The sequence below is a fragment of the Pectobacterium hainanensis genome (assembly GCF_046237015.1).
Taxonomy (GTDB): domain Bacteria; phylum Pseudomonadota; class Gammaproteobacteria; order Enterobacterales; family Enterobacteriaceae; genus JBJYIN01.
This window is the reverse complement of sequence record NZ_JBJYIN010000028.1, coordinates 1-14,843: the sequence shown is the minus strand read 5'-3', so window position 1 is coordinate 14,843 and position 14,843 is coordinate 1. Positions and strand designations below refer to the sequence as shown.

14 protein-coding genes and 2 pseudogenes are annotated in these 14,843 nt (G+C 47.6%); 11 read left to right on the top strand and 5 right to left on the bottom strand.

Annotated features, from left to right (window positions below; genetic code table 11):
* Positions 1-9 precede the first annotated feature (9 nt).
* Positions 10-624 carry a 5-formyltetrahydrofolate cyclo-ligase gene (locus ACKPVM_RS19915; RefSeq protein WP_409311485.1) on the top strand — a complete coding sequence of 205 codons (615 nt, stop codon included), beginning with the start codon at positions 10-12 and terminating at the stop codon, positions 622-624.
* On the opposite strand, the gene nadR is transcribed toward ACKPVM_RS19915, so the two are convergent.
* From nadR to serB, 3 genes are all read right to left on the bottom strand, one after another.
* On the bottom strand, positions 596-1,852 hold the full coding sequence (gene nadR, locus ACKPVM_RS19910) for a multifunctional transcriptional regulator/nicotinamide-nucleotide adenylyltransferase/ribosylnicotinamide kinase NadR (RefSeq protein ID WP_409311484.1): 1,257 nt from the start codon (positions 1,850-1,852) through the stop codon (positions 596-598). The genes ACKPVM_RS19915 and nadR overlap by 29 nt on opposite strands.
* 98 nt (positions 1,853-1,950) lie before the next feature.
* Positions 1,951-3,336 carry a DNA repair protein RadA gene (radA, locus tag ACKPVM_RS19905; RefSeq protein ID WP_409311483.1) on the bottom strand — a complete coding sequence of 462 codons (1,386 nt, stop codon included), beginning with the start codon at positions 3,334-3,336 and terminating at the stop codon, positions 1,951-1,953.
* Between the two features lie 32 nt (positions 3,337-3,368).
* Positions 3,369-4,346: a phosphoserine phosphatase gene (serB, locus tag ACKPVM_RS19900; RefSeq protein WP_409311482.1), complete on the bottom strand. Its 978-nt coding sequence runs from the start codon at positions 4,344-4,346 to the stop codon at positions 3,369-3,371.
* Positions 4,347-4,516: 170 nt separating this feature from the next.
* Between serB and ACKPVM_RS19895 the strand changes: the two genes are divergently transcribed.
* From ACKPVM_RS19895 to ACKPVM_RS19860, 8 genes are all read left to right on the top strand, one after another.
* On the top strand, positions 4,517-5,221 hold the full coding sequence (locus ACKPVM_RS19895) for a YtjB family periplasmic protein (protein ID WP_409311481.1): 705 nt from the start codon (positions 4,517-4,519) through the stop codon (positions 5,219-5,221).
* A 152-nt stretch (positions 5,222-5,373) separates the two neighbouring features.
* Positions 5,374-6,963: a peptide chain release factor 3 gene (prfC, locus tag ACKPVM_RS19890; protein WP_409311480.1), complete on the top strand. Its 1,590-nt coding sequence runs from the start codon at positions 5,374-5,376 to the stop codon at positions 6,961-6,963.
* 488 nt (positions 6,964-7,451) lie between these two features.
* A complete protein-coding gene (gene osmY / locus ACKPVM_RS19885; protein ID WP_409311479.1) occupies positions 7,452-8,063 on the top strand; it encodes a molecular chaperone OsmY in 612 nt (203 codons plus the stop codon).
* 167 nt (positions 8,064-8,230) lie between these two features.
* A complete protein-coding gene (locus ACKPVM_RS19880) occupies positions 8,231-8,392 on the top strand; it encodes a DUF1328 domain-containing protein (protein WP_012773166.1) in 162 nt (53 codons plus the stop codon).
* A gap of 188 nt (positions 8,393-8,580) precedes the next feature.
* A complete protein-coding gene (locus ACKPVM_RS19875) occupies positions 8,581-8,769 on the top strand; it encodes a CsbD family protein (protein WP_409311496.1) in 189 nt (62 codons plus the stop codon).
* A 17-nt stretch (positions 8,770-8,786) separates the two neighbouring features.
* The gene (locus ACKPVM_RS19870; RefSeq protein ID WP_409311495.1) at positions 8,787-9,599 is read left to right on the top strand and encodes a TatD family hydrolase; all 813 of its coding nucleotides are present in this window, start codon (positions 8,787-8,789) and stop codon (positions 9,597-9,599) included.
* A gap of 177 nt (positions 9,600-9,776) precedes the next feature.
* Complete coding sequence (locus ACKPVM_RS19865; RefSeq protein WP_409311478.1) at positions 9,777-11,054, top strand: NupC/NupG family nucleoside CNT transporter; 1,278 nt, start codon at positions 9,777-9,779, stop codon at positions 11,052-11,054.
* A gap of 92 nt (positions 11,055-11,146) precedes the next feature.
* Positions 11,147-11,863, top strand: a complete 717-nt coding sequence (locus ACKPVM_RS19860) for a 4'-phosphopantetheinyl transferase family protein (protein WP_409311477.1) — start codon at positions 11,147-11,149, stop codon at positions 11,861-11,863.
* Positions 11,864-11,921: 58 nt separating this feature from the next.
* On the opposite strand, the gene ACKPVM_RS19855 is transcribed toward ACKPVM_RS19860, so the two are convergent.
* Together ACKPVM_RS19855 and ACKPVM_RS19850 are read right to left on the bottom strand one after the other, a co-directional pair.
* Positions 11,922-12,449: a hypothetical protein gene (locus ACKPVM_RS19855; protein WP_409311476.1), complete on the bottom strand. Its 528-nt coding sequence runs from the start codon at positions 12,447-12,449 to the stop codon at positions 11,922-11,924.
* Positions 12,450-12,729: 280 nt separating this feature from the next.
* Positions 12,730-12,828: pseudogene (locus ACKPVM_RS19850) on the bottom strand (Arm DNA-binding domain-containing protein); the annotation flags it as partial.
* 422 nt (positions 12,829-13,250) lie between these two features.
* Between ACKPVM_RS19850 and ACKPVM_RS19845 the strand changes: the two are divergent.
* Both ACKPVM_RS19845 and ACKPVM_RS19840 read left to right on the top strand, forming a co-directional pair.
* Positions 13,251-13,476: pseudogene (locus tag ACKPVM_RS19845) on the top strand (type II toxin -antitoxin system TacA 1-like antitoxin).
* A gap of 117 nt (positions 13,477-13,593) precedes the next feature.
* A complete protein-coding gene (locus tag ACKPVM_RS19840; RefSeq protein WP_409311475.1) occupies positions 13,594-14,718 on the top strand; it encodes a site-specific integrase in 1,125 nt (374 codons plus the stop codon).
* The last annotated feature ends 125 nt before the right edge of the window (positions 14,719-14,843 follow it).

Below are 14,843 nucleotides of genomic sequence, written 5' to 3'. Positions count from 1 at the left end.
ATGTGTTACATGCAGCCTATTCCTTTTTCTGAATTACCATACTCTTCCGTTCAACGTCGTCAGCAGATTCGACAGGATGTGCGTGCGCGTCGTCGGTTGCTTACGCCTGAACAGCAGAAAACGTTTGCCCGTCAAGCGGTGGATCAGGTTAGCCAACATCCGAAAATTCAGCAGGCAAAACGTATTGCCGTGTTTCTTTCCTTTGATGGGGAACTGGATACTCAACCACTGATTCAATGGCTGTGGCAGCAGGGAAAACAAGTTTGCCTGCCAGTATTGCATCCTTTCAGTGCCGGGAATTTACTGTTCTTACATTATGCTCCGGATACAGAATTGGTCTTGAATCGTCTGAATATTCGAGAACCTCGACTGGATGTGCGGCAGGTATTGCCTTTGCCGATGTTGGATGTCCTGCTGACGCCGCTGGTGGCGTTTGACCAGCAAGGGCAGCGGTTAGGCATGGGCGGTGGTTTCTATGATCGCACATTGCAAGGTTGGGAAACTCGGGGGCCTTACCCGATAGGATTGGCCCATGATTGTCAGCGGGTTGACAGCCTTCCGACCGAGGATTGGGATGTCCCGCTGCCAGAAATTATTACCCCTTCTCGTTGCTGGCAGTGGTGATATCATTCCCCAGCATTTTTTGCACCAATTCCACACAGCGCAAGAAACGCGTGTCGTAGTCTGACTCCGTGACGTGAATATACGGAACGTTGTTCTCGGCCAGCATGGTTTTCAGCAAGTTTTGAAATTCATGGCGTGCGGACGAACTACCCAGGCTGCGTAGACCATCAGCCACCCACGGGGTGTTATTTTCCAACAGGATCACCAGATCGAAGCGATATTCATCCACCAATGCTTGAACAAACGGGTGCTCACGCCCTTCATACTTTTTACAGAATGCCTGCGTCGTCACGAAGTCAGTATCAATAAAGGCCACTTTATTGGCATATTTAACGGCAAAATCAATGTATTGTGCTTGTCCTAGCGCGATCTTGTCATAATCGGAATATTGCAGCGCCATCTCATCTCCACCCAGATGAGAGAACACATAGTCACGGCCATATTCCCAGGCGCTGGTTGTGTTGAAGATATTGGCCAGCTTGTTGACTAGCGTCGATTTCCCGCTGGACTCTCCCCCCAGAATGGCCACAGTACGCACAAAGAAGGGTTTCACTTCCGTTGGAATATATTCCCAGTAGCGGAAAGGGTCATGGCGGATTTGTGAACCGCTAATGTTCATAAATGAACGTTTGGGATCAATCAGAATGGTTTCGATGCCTAAATGTGTCCGGTATTGCGGCGCATCCTGCTCTTCACTGGTATAGACAAAATTGGGTTCGATATTTTTTTCCTGCATAAAGGACTGAATACCCTGGCTCCACACATCCCAGCCGTGTGGATAAGGTTCCATTCCTTGTTCATTAAAAGCGTGGATTCGAATATTTTTCTGATACTTAAACGTTTGCAGTAGCCAACGGAGGCGATCGCTGACGGTGGGCTGTTGCGACATGGAGCTGTTTTCAAACAGCAGACGGTCACGAGGTTCGTCATAGCCCAGAATGACGTGCAGTTCATCAACCTGACTGCATGCTCGCTGGATGAGGTAAATATGTCCGGTGTGCAGGGGATAGAATTTACCAAACACGACGCCGATTTTTTTTTCGTGCCGGGGGAATTCTAAACCGAGAAAACGATGCAACGCTTCCAGCTTTTGAGCGCTGGGGCTTTTTATCTTGGCGTTGAGAAGCTGGCTGAGATAGCCCTTGGTCATGTCCGTCGCATCGGCGACCTGCTGTAAGGTGCATCCCTTTTGCCGAATGGCAGATTTTAAGTATTTGAATGGCGACATAGTTCGACACTCCTGTTTAGTGTACTAAACAAGATACCATAGTGTGAGACGATAAATAGAGTAAGGCGATAAAGAGTAAGATGATAAATAGTGTGAGGCTATAAATCGTTGAGAATCTCCAGTGCATCGGCCAGTTTTTTAACACCGAATACTTGCATATTGGCGGGCGCTTTTTTCGGCATATTGGCGTGGGGAACGATCGCTCGTTTGAAGCCGTGCTTAGCGGCTTCGGCGATACGCTCCTGTCCGCTGGGTACTGGACGGATTTCCCCAGCCAGCCCAACCTCGCCAAATACCACTAAATCTTGAGGCAATGGGCGATCGCGTAGACTTGAAACCAGTGAGAGTAATAGCGCCAGGTCAGCACTGGTTTCCGTGACTTTGACACCCCCCACTACATTGACGAACACGTCCTGATCCGACATTTGCAGGCCGCCATGGCGATGTAATACCGCCAGCAATATCGCCAGCCGGTTTTGCTCCAATCCGACAGCGACGCGGCGAGGGTTTGCCATCATTGATTGATCGACCAGTGCCTGAATTTCCACCAGTAAAGGGCGAGTGCCTTCCCACACCACCATCACCGAGCTACCCGAGGTGATTTCGTCGCCGCGACTGAGGAAAATGGCCGAAGGGTTACTGATTTCACGTAGCCCCTGTTCGGTCATCGCGAATACACCCAATTCATTGACCGCACCGAAACGGTTTTTATGGCTGCGTAACGTTCGAAAACGTGAGTCTGCATCACCGTCGAGTAGAACGGAGCAGTCAATGCAGTGTTCCAGCACTTTCGGGCCGGCAAGAGAACCATCTTTCGTGACGTGACCAACCATGATAATGGCGACGCCACGGGTTTTGGCAAAGCGGGTCAGGTAGGCTGCCGTTTCGCGTACCTGAGCGACACTTCCTGGAGAGGATTGAATATCTGCCAGATGCATGACCTGAATAGAGTCGATTACCATCAGTTTGGGTTGCTCTTGCTCTGCAATTAGACAGATCTGTTCAATGCTGGTTTCAGAGAGCATATTCAGGTTTTGGGCGGGTAAGCCGAGTCGATGCGCCCGCATGGCGACCTGTTGCAGCGATTCTTCCCCGGTTACGTACAGGGTTTTCATCTGCTCGGACAGTTTGCACAGTGTTTGCAGCAGCAAGGTGCTTTTGCCTGCACCAGGATTGCCGCCAATCAGGATGGCGCTGCCCGGTACAACGCCGCCACCCAGTACGCGATCGAATTCCTGAAAACCCGTAGAGAAGCGAGGTAATGCTTCGAGGCTGATCTCTGAGAGTTTTTGCACCCGGCTGATGCCAGCGCTTTCTCCAGCATAGCCGCTTAACCGCTCGGCTCGTGATGACGAGGGAGCGGCCGCCAGACGAACTTCAGTAATGGTATTCCAGGCATGACAAGCACTGCATTGTCCCTGCCAGCGTGGGTAGTCGGCTCCACATTCATTACATACAAAGGCGCGTTTGACGGCTTTTGCCACGGGTTACCTCTTTGATTCGGCGTTCTATCGGATTAGCGTTCTTCGTGCCTCATGCTACCGCTGAGAATACACAGAACGCCTGTCAGGTCGGCATGACGGATTGTCACGGCTGACTGTTCGTTTACCTTAGGTTTGGCATGATAAGCGATACCGAGACCCGATGCCTTAATCATCAATAGGTCGTTGGCACCATCGCCAATGGCCACCGTTTGCTGTAGTGGAATACCTAACTTTTCTGCCAGCTCGCGCAGCGTGTTGGCCTTATATTTTGCATCAATAATCGGGCCAATGACCTCACCCGTCAGTTTACCATCTTGCATACCCATTTCATTGGCGACGGCGGCAACCAGATCCAGTTTTTCACGCAGATAATCGGCGAAGTAAGTAAACCCGCCAGAAGCAATGGCAACATGCCAGCCTGCTTCCTGAAGTTGGCTGACCATATCGATTAAACCGGGCATTAGCGGCAGATTTTTACGTACTTCACGTAGAATGTTGGCATCCGCGCCTTTTAAGGTTCCCACGCGTTGGCGCAGGCTGGCAGAAAAGTCCAATTCTCCGCGCATGGCCCGTTCGGTCACCTCGGCGACTTGCTCGCCGGTTCCCGCCAGCTTGGCGATTTCATCAATGCATTCAATTTGAATCGCGGTGGAGTCCATATCCATCACTAACAGACCGGGTGCCCGCAGGGTCGGCGCGTTACGCATTGGCGAAACATCCATACCAAGCTCATGTGCCAGTTTGGTTGCGCGTAGCGTGAGCGAGCCTGCCAGACGGACAACCTGATAATCACCGACGATCCAGGCACTGACGATCACCATGGCAGCACCGAGTTTCCGTTGATAGCGAGACAGTAAATTTTTGTCGAGTACGTCGCTATATAACAACCAGCCGGTATCTCCGGCGCGGTAATCGAGTGGCATCACTTCATCACCGCTCAGCGATAGCGGCAGACCTGGCCAACAGTTAATCTCATTTGGGAGATCACGATAGGTCAGACTATTCGACATGGGAAAATCCTCTACTGGCGGTCATTACGTGGTGTTGGATCGGGAATATTGTTGTGTTTTTTGTTATTGAACCAAAACCACAAACATATCCGTTGGAAAACAGGGCAACAAGCTATCCTATCGTCGGCGCTTCTGGCAACATAAAGTATCCAAATCACGTAAGGATTATCATGGTTCGGGCTCGGGTTAAATTTCGCCTACATCGTACAGCCATTGTGCTGATTTGCCTGGCGCTGCTTGTCGTATTGATGCAGGGGGCTTCCTATTTCAGTTTGAGCCATCAAATGGCTCGTTCGGAACAGGTGGAAGATTTAGCGCGAACGCTGACCAAACAGGTGGCTTACAGTATCGCTCCGCTGATGAATAGCGTGGATGATAACAACCAGAAGATTAATACGATACTTAAACGACTGACGGAACATAGCCGGATTCTGGATGCTGGTGTTTATCAGCAGGATGGTTCACTGGTGGCGAGTGCAGGAGAGCAGGTCCAGCTACGCGATCGTTTGGCGCTGGATGGCAACCGAGTGGGGAGCTATTACAATCACCAATTGGTTCAGCCTATTGAAGGTAAGGACGGGCCGATAGGCTTCCTGCGCATTACCCTTGATACGCACGTTTTGGCGACCGAAGCGAAACAGGTTGATAACACTACCAATATTCTGCGCCTGATGATCCTATTATCATTGGCGATCGGCATTATTTTGACCCGTACTCTGTTGCAGAATCGTCGTACCCGCTGGCAACAGTCGCCTTATTTACTGACGGCCAGTACGCCAGTGAAAGAAGATGATGAGGTGGATAATGTGACGGTGGCTGATGCTGACGATAATGATATGAACAGCAATAAAGCGATAAATGGAAAAAATACCTAGTCGCGCAATCTTTCAGTCATTGATTGTGTCTCAGCGTTAAATCAGAGAAAATGTCCGGCTTACAATTTATTTCCGCTTTGCCTGACGCTGACATCGGTGTGTTTCTGACTAGATGCTGACGCCGGGTGGCTAACAGAAGAAACCTGAAAATCATGTCTCCAAGTGAATACGCCCGCGAAGTCTCGAAAAGAAGAACTTTCGCCATTATTTCCCACCCCGACGCCGGTAAAACCACCATTACTGAAAAAGTCTTGTTGTTCGGACAAGCGATTCAGACGGCCGGTACGGTAAAAGGGCGTGGTTCGAACCAGCATGCAAAATCTGACTGGATGGAGATGGAAAAGCAGCGTGGTATATCGATTACCACCTCGGTGATGCAGTTTCCTTACCATGATTGTCTGGTTAACCTTCTGGACACGCCGGGGCATGAGGATTTCTCCGAAGATACTTACCGTACGCTTACGGCTGTGGACTGCTGCCTGATGGTGATTGATGCGGCTAAAGGGGTCGAAGATCGAACCCGTAAGCTGATGGAGGTCACCCGGTTACGTGATACACCGATCCTGACGTTTATGAACAAGTTGGATCGTGATATCCGTGATCCGATGGAGATACTGGACGAAGTTGAGAGCGAGTTGAGTATCGCCTGTGCGCCGATTACTTGGCCGATCGGTTGCGGTAAGCTGTTCAAGGGGGTGTATCACCTCTATAAGGATGAGACTTATCTTTATCAGACAGGGAAAGGACATACAATTCAGGAAGTCCGTATTGTCAAAGGATTGGATAACCCTGATTTGGATGTTGCTGTGGGTGACGATCTGGCGATGCAACTGCGGGAAGAGCTGGAGTTGGTAAAAGGTGCGTCCCATGAGTTTGAATTGGATGCATTTTTGTCGGGTGACCTGACCCCCGTCTTTTTCGGGACGGCACTGGGTAATTTCGGTGTCGATCATATGCTGGACGGACTGATTAGTTGGGCTCCTGCGCCGATGCCGCGTAAAACCGATACGCGTGAGGTTGTGGCCGCTGAGGAGAAGTTTACTGGGTTTGTCTTTAAGATTCAGGCCAATATGGATCCGAAACACCGTGACCGTGTGGCGTTTATGCGTGTCGTGTCGGGGAAATATGAAAAAGGCATGAAGCTGCGTCAGGTTCGTATCGGAAAAGATGTGGTCATTTCAGATGCGTTGACCTTTATGGCGGGTGACCGTTCCCATGTCGAAGAGGCCTATCCAGGAGACATCATCGGTTTGCATAACCATGGCACGATCCAGATCGGTGACACCTTTACCCAAGGTGAGGACATGAAGTTTACTGGGATCCCCAATTTTGCGCCTGAGTTATTCCGTCGTATTCGTTTACGCGATCCGTTGAAACAAAAGCAACTGTTGAAAGGGCTGGTTCAGCTTTCTGAAGAAGGTGCGGTTCAGGTCTTCCGGCCATTAACGAACAATGATCTGATCGTGGGCGCGGTGGGTGTCTTGCAGTTTGACGTGGTCGTTGCGCGCCTGAAGACAGAATATAATGTGGAAGCGCTTTACGAGTCCGTTAACGTTTCCACCGCCCGTTGGGTGGAATGCGGTGATGCGAAAAAGCTGGAAGAGTTTAAACGTAAAAATGAGCAACATCTGGCGCTTGATGGAGGCGATAATTTGACCTATATCGCTCCAACAATGGTAAACCTGAACCTGACTCGGGAACGCTATCCCGACGTTGAGTTGCACAAAACTCGTGAACATTAAAATTGCTTAAATAAACGGTAGCGTGGTCGTACCGTGTATGCCGCGCCGTTTTGGCACCGATGATGCGAACCCTTTCTTTTTTTCAGAGATGTGTTCGCATTTTTCTTCTATATCAGTTTGTTATAGTCTTTCCGCCCCTCGAATGTTGCTGTTTTTTTGCAACAGACAAATCTGAATTCCCGTTAGCACGATGCCTTTTGCGTCGATCTTCCTATGATTTTTCATTCCGTGGTCTATAGTTAACAACGTGTTAATGATTCAGTTTGTTCAACTGTTAACGCGATTATGATTGGTTTGTTATATTGCTTTACTCGTTTTTTTAAAGACAAACCTCTTAGTACAGTGCCTTTCAGCCTGGTATTAAACGTTTCAAGGTATTGAATTTTATCCTTGAATGGCGTGCGTAATCATCCCGCGTTAATGCGGCCCCAATATGCTGTTTTCAGGCGTTGACGGGCATAAAGAGAAAAATACAAAGGAAGAAATCGATGAAAAAGACCAAACTTGCACAATCGCTGATCGCTGTCGTTCTGGGTTCAATTCTGGCTGGTGGCTCTGCTCTGGCCGAAGAGACCGTGGGACAGAAAATACAACGTATTGCTGATTCTACTGGTGAGAAAGTCGATAGTTCCGCGAATAAAGCTTCAGGTTACCTGAGCGATAGTGCAACCACAGCGAAAATAAAGAGCGCTTTGCTGGAAGATAAGGCAATTACCAGCGGCGATATCTCTGTTGAAACAACTCAGGGTGTTGTCACGTTGAGTGGTTTTGTCGGCAGTCAGGAAATCGCCACCCGTGCGGTGGAAATTGCTACCAGAACCGAAGGTGTGACCTCCGTTAGCGATAAATTGCAGGTAAAAGATGGTGCCTCGCAATCGGTTGGTGCTTACGCTGGAGATGCGATGACGACCAGCAGCATCAAAGCCAAATTGTTGGCGGACGATATTGTTCCGTCACGTAAAGTGAAAGTGGAAACACAGGACGGCGTCGTCTTACTGAGTGGTGAAGTCGATAATCAGGCTCAATCAGCTCGAGCAGAGAGCATCGCTAAATCGATTGATGGTGTAAAAAGTGTTAAGAACAGTTTAACCATCAAATAATAAGATTGTTCTGGCGGGTATGACTTAATTGTTTTACCCGCACCGATTAACGCAACATCTATATTTATCTATACCCGTCATTACCACACGGGATACGCAATCTGGATGCATCATGATTTTTTGTTAGATGACCGCCAGATGGTTTAACGTTTTGGTAAGGAGAACGTATGTTTCGTTGGGGGATTATCTTTCTGGTTATAGCCCTGATCGCCGCCGCCCTCGGCTTTGGTGGTCTGGCTGGCACCGCAGCAGGGGCAGCCAAGATTGTCTTTGTTGTCGGTATTATCTTGTTCTTACTGAGTTTGTTTACTGGTCGAAAACGACCTTAGGTATTCTCTTTTTGTCTCGTTTTCATACTCATTCATGCTGACGGGCATTTGCCCGTCTCATCTCATTCGGTAAGCATCTTATTTAATCGCGACATTTCTGAAAGACAGAATTGCCATCCGCCTGTAACATGAAACTATCACACTGTTTGTGTGTTTGCTGAAACCGACTTTTTATCAGGAGGGTTATGATGAATAGCGATATTGTTGTAGGCAAATGGAAACAGTGGAAAGGGAGTTTCTGGGCGCTGTGGGCCGAATGGTTTGACAGTGATTGTGCGTGGCTGGAAGGTAATAACGGTTATTTATCCGGTGTATTGCAAGAGGGTTACGGAAAGGCCCATGAACAGGTATCCTCAGAGGAGAGCGTGTTACACTGAGGATAATAAGCGTGCTGATGCAACATGTTGTCGAAGGCTCAAAGCCTGCGACGCAACCTGTTTTTATCGATACTCATTGCCATTTCGATTTTCCGCTATTTTACGATAACGACTTGGCTAGCCTTCAATGGGCTGCAACGGCGGGTGTTGAACGCATTATCATTCCTGCTGTGGCGTCTCGCCACTTTGACCGTGTGCTAACGTTGGTGCACACACATTCCCCTCTCTATTCCGCTCTCGGGCTACATCCTTTATATATTTCCCAGCATATTGACGCCGACCTCGCGCAGTTAGAGACCTGTTTACGCCAGAAACCTGACAAGCTGGTTGCAGTGGGCGAGATCGGGCTAGATCTTTATATGCCGGAGCCACAATTTGAACGCCAATGTAAACTGCTTGAAGCGCAACTAGGGTTGGCAAAACAGTTTGATTTGCCGGTTATTCTTCATTCTCGTCGTTCTCACGATCGGCTGGCTCAATGTCTGCGTCGTATTAGTTTGCCACGAACTGGCGTGCTTCATGGCTTTGCTGGTAGCCTGGAACAGGCTCAGACGTTTATTCGGCTTGGTTACTATATCGGCGTCGGAGGAACGATCACTTATCCCCGAGCCAATAAGACGCGTCAGGCGATTGCACGCCTTCCTCTTGATCGTCTGCTGTTGGAGACGGATGCGCCGGATATGCCGGTTAGCGGTTATCAGGGACAACCTAATCGCCCGGAACGTATCGTGGATATCTTTCATTCTCTTTGTGAGTTACGACCTGAGCCGGCGGAGGAGCTGGCCGCGGCGATATATCAAAATACTCTCCGTCTTTTCGATTTCAAGTGAAGTAATGTGTTGATATTTCATTCATAAACACGTGACCTACCGCTATTTTTGTGCAAAACGTCGCGAAGCAATTGACGTTTTTTCATATACTGAAACAAGAAGTGTGACTCTTATCGCTTTTTTCTATTTTATTTCTATTCACCGCTAATCGTTGTTAGCGCTTAGAAGGAACGCTACATGCAACTCTTTATGAGTCTTATTGGTATGCTGGTACTGATATTATTTGCGGTTTTGCTTTCCAGTAATCGTAAGGCGATCAGATTACGCACTGTACTCGGTGCTTTTGTTATTCAGGTTGGTATTGGCGCGTTGATACTGTATGTGCCACTGGGCCGCAGAATTTTAGGCGGTATGACAGAAGGTGTCGCAAACGTCATTTCTTATGGTAACCAAGGCGTATCATTCATTTTTGGCGGACTCGTATCGGGCAAGATGTTTGAAGTATTTGGCGACAGCGGTTTTGTGTTTGCTTTACGTGTGTTGCCCATCATTGTCTTTTTTTCTTCCTTAATTGCGGTGTTGTACTACATCGGTGTTATGCAGTGGGTCATTCGACTGTTGGGTGGCGGATTACAAAAATTATTGGGAACGTCACGGACGGAATCGTTGTCCGCGACGGCTAATATTTTTGTTGGTCAGACTGAAGCGCCGCTGGTGGTGCGTCCGTATATTGCCAACATGACGCGTTCGGAGCTGTTTGCGGTCATGTGCGGTGGGTTAGCGTCTATTGCAGGTTCGGTGATGGCGGGCTATGCGCAGATGGGCGTGCCGCTGGAGTATCTGATTGCGGCCTCCTTTATGGCAGCTCCCGGTGGTTTATTGTTTGCGAAGCTAATGATCCCCGAAACTGAAAGCACTCATGACCACGAACAAATGGTTGGATTTGTTGATGAAGATGACCGTCCGGCTAACGTTATTGATGCGGCGGCCAGCGGTGCGGCTTCTGGGATGCAATTGGCTCTGAATGTAGGCGCAATGCTGTTGGCGTTCGTGGCTTTAATCGCTTTGTTGAACGGTATTCTTGGCGGCATCGGTGGTTGGTTTGACTACCCACAATTGTCTATGGAATTACTGCTAGGTTGGCTGTTTTCTCCGATTGCATTTTTAATCGGCGTACCCTGGCATGAAGCTACGGTTGCCGGATCTTTCATCGGACAAAAACTGATCGTCAATGAGTTTGTCGCCTATATGAATTTTGGTGAATATCTTAAAGCCGATGATGTGGTTGCCGCAGCCGGGTTGCAGGTGTTGTCTGATCATACTAAAGCGATTATTTCATTCGCGCTGTGCGGATTTGCGAACCTGTCGTCTATTGCTATCCTTATCGGAGGTTTAGGCAGTATGGCGCCAAGTCGCCGTCAGGACATTGCAAGACTGGGTTTGAAAGCCGTAACGGCAGGCACGCTGTCGAACCTGATGAGTGCTAGCATTGCTGGTTTTTTCTTAGCACTATAGGGTTGTGGGGCGACATGAGTCGCCCATGTTTATTGGCTGCGAAAGTCGGTAATCACTGGCAATACGTAACGACTTTCCTTGAGTAACACGACATGCTTTCTGCTTTTATTGATGATGTTGAATGGATCACTTTCCCACCGGCAATGGATGGCATGGTATATCCCGGTATTGGTGCCCGCTGTCATTTCCATTTGTCTGCTTATTCCGATGACCTGTTCTCTCAGGCTGGTATTCCTTTTTCCGATGCGCTTGAGCGTTCGGTGCCTAAACGTCGTGCTGAGTATTTGGCCGGACGGTGTTTAGCCAGACAGGTGCTACATGAGTTGGGACACTCGGATTTTATCCTGAATAGCTGTGAAGATCGTTCTCCACAATGGCCGGAAAATATCTCTGGCTCCTTGAGCCACAACGCGGGGAGTGTCATGTGTGCGGCGCATCTGCGTAGTGATACGTTGGCTTGCATTGGTGTCGATATTGAAGCTTATCTCTCTGATGATCGCGCACAATCTCTCTGGCCGGGAATTATTGATGAAGAAGAATACCAATGGTTTAGTGAACGTGAAGAAGCGTTCTGTTGCCTGCTAACGCTAAGTTTCTCTGCTAAGGAGAGTTTATTTAAGGCGTTATATCCGCAGGTTAAACGTTACTTTGACTTTCTGGATGCCAGAATGGTGGCATTAGACTGTGCTAAACGGACGTTTGAGTTAGAGTTACTGACTGACCTGACGCCAGATTTTTGTGCCGGACGCAGATTTGAAGGTGTTTACCAGCTTAACGATCGTGACGTAACGACATTTTTGTATTGTTGATAGGCTATCCCTCTCGTGGATATAGTCCGTGCAAGGGTTGCATAATTCATCATTCTATTTAAGCTTCTTTACTACAATAAAGAGGCGCTTCTCCCTGATTTTTTGAAATATAAGATGGAAAATCAGTGATTTCGATATTTCCATAAGGTTGGTGAATCGCACCGGAGGCGAAACGTTTCCTGAAACCTTCTGCAACCGTTTCTTCTGATGCTCTGTTTTCCGGCATGGATACTTTTAGGCTGGAGGGATCGATAACGGTGCTATGACCATCGCCTTCATCCGTCACATCCATACGATAATGGATGGTGAGTGCGGCGGATTTTACTTTATGTGGTAACCACATAACACTAACGTCATGAGACGCATGCTTTCCTTGCTTGCTTATCACTTTTCCTCTCACCACCATTTCCATGGGAAGAAGGTTTTTTCCGTCTCCTTCAAGCTGTGCCCGGCAGACAACCGTGCTGCCGATGGGATAGGCTTCATCAAGTCGCTGCATTTCTTCGGGCGTGGCTGCTCTGGTATCTAATCCGCTAAGCAACAGTAAACCAGTGACTACCGACAAGATGATTTGATTTCTTGGCATCACATTGTTTTCCTTGATGTTATCCGTTTCCTGAATTTTTACTCCTTTATTTTGCAGTTATTTCGCATGCTGGCAATAAGAGTCACCTAATTTTGTCTGCTATTTCTAGCGCATGACTTCTATATTTCAAACGAAGCTTTCTGATGGGATCAGAAATAGATCAATGATGTGTTTATATTGCGTGGTACAGAAGAGAGTTAGTTACGGGCTTCTTCATGTCGTTTACGAGTGCTGAGGAGGAAGGATAATAGAATAGGGTAAACGTCAATTTTTATACTTAAAGAGGCCAGAGATTAGAACCGTTAGGTTTAATCAGCAGGTACAGACCCTGCGCGTCGCTGAGTTTGTAAGGTTTATCGAGCGGCTTGGCGTTGCGGATGGCGGTATCAGTTGGGGGCTCCGTAGTTTATCGAACCGGCAGGCCCCCAATTAAGCCCCCGAAAACTACGGATGTCAAAAAAATCTGGTAGTACCTTGAGGTATTCCAGATTTTCATCAACTAACTGATTTTTCTATGTTCCCGGACGTATAAGAACATCCCAAAACAAAAATATGGTGCCCGGACTCGGGATCATTCAGCTTTCTATTAAGTTGAAATGTAGAATAAATTTTAATCGTTGCTCTTGTCAAGACCCGTGGGTTGACCCATTTTTTTATAGATAGATCAGAATGATGGGTTCCATATATGCGAAAAAATTCCGGTTCGTTCCTTCGGTTCCCTATGCTATGTAAATCGTCATGATATAAGCCTGATGCAAACTGTATAATTACTCTCCAGAGGGAACCTCGGAGGATAACATTATGCCGACAGAAAAAGACGTTTCTGATAAACGTGTGACGTTAAATTTACGTACCGAGCCCGATGAAAAAGCCGTTACTGAGGAAGCGTTGATCGATCAGCGCATCATCATGGCAGCATCCCGATGCTTACCAAGAGTTTCTTACACGATTGGATCAGCCTCCTGCACCAAATGCCTCACTTTGCAACACCATGCAAACACTTGCACTGTGGGAACAGAAAAAATGAACTCAGCCCCTGAGTCACCCCACGCCGCATTGGAAGGTTCATGCGAGCAGAGACCTAAATGCGCTCTCTAATTTGTTGTATTGTCTTTCCCTTTGACCAATAGGGAAGACAAGAGTAGTGAAAAAACGTATAAAAAAGATACTGTTAAGTAAAGCGTTGGATAAGTATTTTTCCACGGTTTCGCGACATAAACGAGGACAATTGCAGGAGTTCTATCGAATCAATGTTATCAAGCGTTCGCGTTTGGCTAATAGAAATATGGATGAAATTTCATCTATAGACATTGCAGAATATAGAGATAATAGATTATCGGAATTTAACGCCAGAACGCAAAAGCCGATAAGTGCGAATACGGTACGACTGGAATTAGCATTGTTATCGGCGCTTTATAATCTGGCAAAAGTTGAGTGGGGCACATGCTCTATAAACCCTGTTGAAAATGTTCGCAAGCCAACCGTATCGTCAGGCCGTACCCGAAGGTTAACGACTCAGGAAGAACGACAGCTAACCAGATACTTCAAAGATAAAAATCCTGAATTATTGGCTATTTTTTACATTGCATTGGAAACGGGAATGCGACAAGGAGAAATTTTGTCGTTGCGATGGGAATATACCGATCTTCGCCTCGGCGTTGCCCATTTGCCTTTGACGAAAAATGGGACATCGCGTGACGTTCCATTATCATCAAAAGCACGGCAAATTCTGTGTGGTCTGGGTGAACGACCACATCATGAGAATGGTTATATTTTTAGCTACACGTCGAGTGGGTTTAAAAGCGCATGGCGTGTAGCTTTAAAGGCTCTGGCTATCGACGATCTACATTTTCACGATCTCAGACATGAGGCAATCAGCCGATTCTTTGAACTGGGAACGTTAAATGTTATGGAAGTGGCGGCGATATCAGGTCACAAATCAATGAATATGTTGAAACGCTATACCCACCTTCGTGCAACACACCTCGTGAGCAAACTGGATGCACATAAGAAACAGGCTAAAAAACTAGCATCCATCTTTGTTCCTTACCCAGCGGATATTGCTGTCGACGATACAACGGTTACGCTGAAATTCTCCGATCTTGATAACCTGTCTGTGACGGCTTCAACGCATGATGATGCCTTGAAAATTGCCTCTGTGGAATTACTTCGATTTCAGGCTATAGCAGCGAAAAACGGTAAGAGGCTTCCGCCACCCGGCGCTATCTCAGTGAATTCGGTTGATAGGGTTCTTATCAGCCCACTGTAGCGATGTAGATAACTTTTAAATGACGATGTTGAGCTAAATATCGTCATTTTTTATGTCGGGAACCTCGACTAACCAGACTGTCTATCTAGAAGACGCGTTTTACATATCACACTGATAATCCGGTG

Excerpts from the sequence above, each read along its gene's own strand:
- ACKPVM_RS19895 (WP_409311481.1), top strand. The coding sequence starts at position 4,517 with ATGGTTCGGGCTCGGGTTAAATTTCGCCTACATCGTACAGCCATTGTG.
- ACKPVM_RS19860 (WP_409311477.1), top strand. The coding sequence starts at position 11,147 with ATGCTTTCTGCTTTTATTGATGATGTTGAATGGATCACTTTCCCACCG.
- prfC (WP_409311480.1), top strand. The coding sequence starts at position 5,374 with ATGTCTCCAAGTGAATACGCCCGCGAAGTCTCGAAAAGAAGAACTTTC.
- ACKPVM_RS19855 (WP_409311476.1), bottom strand. The coding sequence starts at position 12,449 with ATGCCAAGAAATCAAATCATCTTGTCGGTAGTCACTGGTTTACTGTTG.
- ACKPVM_RS19870 (WP_409311495.1), top strand. The coding sequence starts at position 8,787 with ATGCAACATGTTGTCGAAGGCTCAAAGCCTGCGACGCAACCTGTTTTT.
- ACKPVM_RS19880 (WP_012773166.1), top strand. The coding sequence starts at position 8,231 with ATGTTTCGTTGGGGGATTATCTTTCTGGTTATAGCCCTGATCGCCGCC.
- nadR (WP_409311484.1), bottom strand. The coding sequence starts at position 1,852 with ATGTCGCCATTCAAATACTTAAAATCTGCCATTCGGCAAAAGGGATGC.
- ACKPVM_RS19875 (WP_409311496.1), top strand. The coding sequence starts at position 8,581 with ATGAATAGCGATATTGTTGTAGGCAAATGGAAACAGTGGAAAGGGAGT.
- ACKPVM_RS19865 (WP_409311478.1), top strand. The coding sequence starts at position 9,777 with ATGCAACTCTTTATGAGTCTTATTGGTATGCTGGTACTGATATTATTT.
- serB (WP_409311482.1), bottom strand. The coding sequence starts at position 4,346 with ATGTCGAATAGTCTGACCTATCGTGATCTCCCAAATGAGATTAACTGT.
- ACKPVM_RS19915 (WP_409311485.1), top strand. The coding sequence starts at position 10 with ATGCAGCCTATTCCTTTTTCTGAATTACCATACTCTTCCGTTCAACGT.
- osmY (WP_409311479.1), top strand. The coding sequence starts at position 7,452 with ATGAAAAAGACCAAACTTGCACAATCGCTGATCGCTGTCGTTCTGGGT.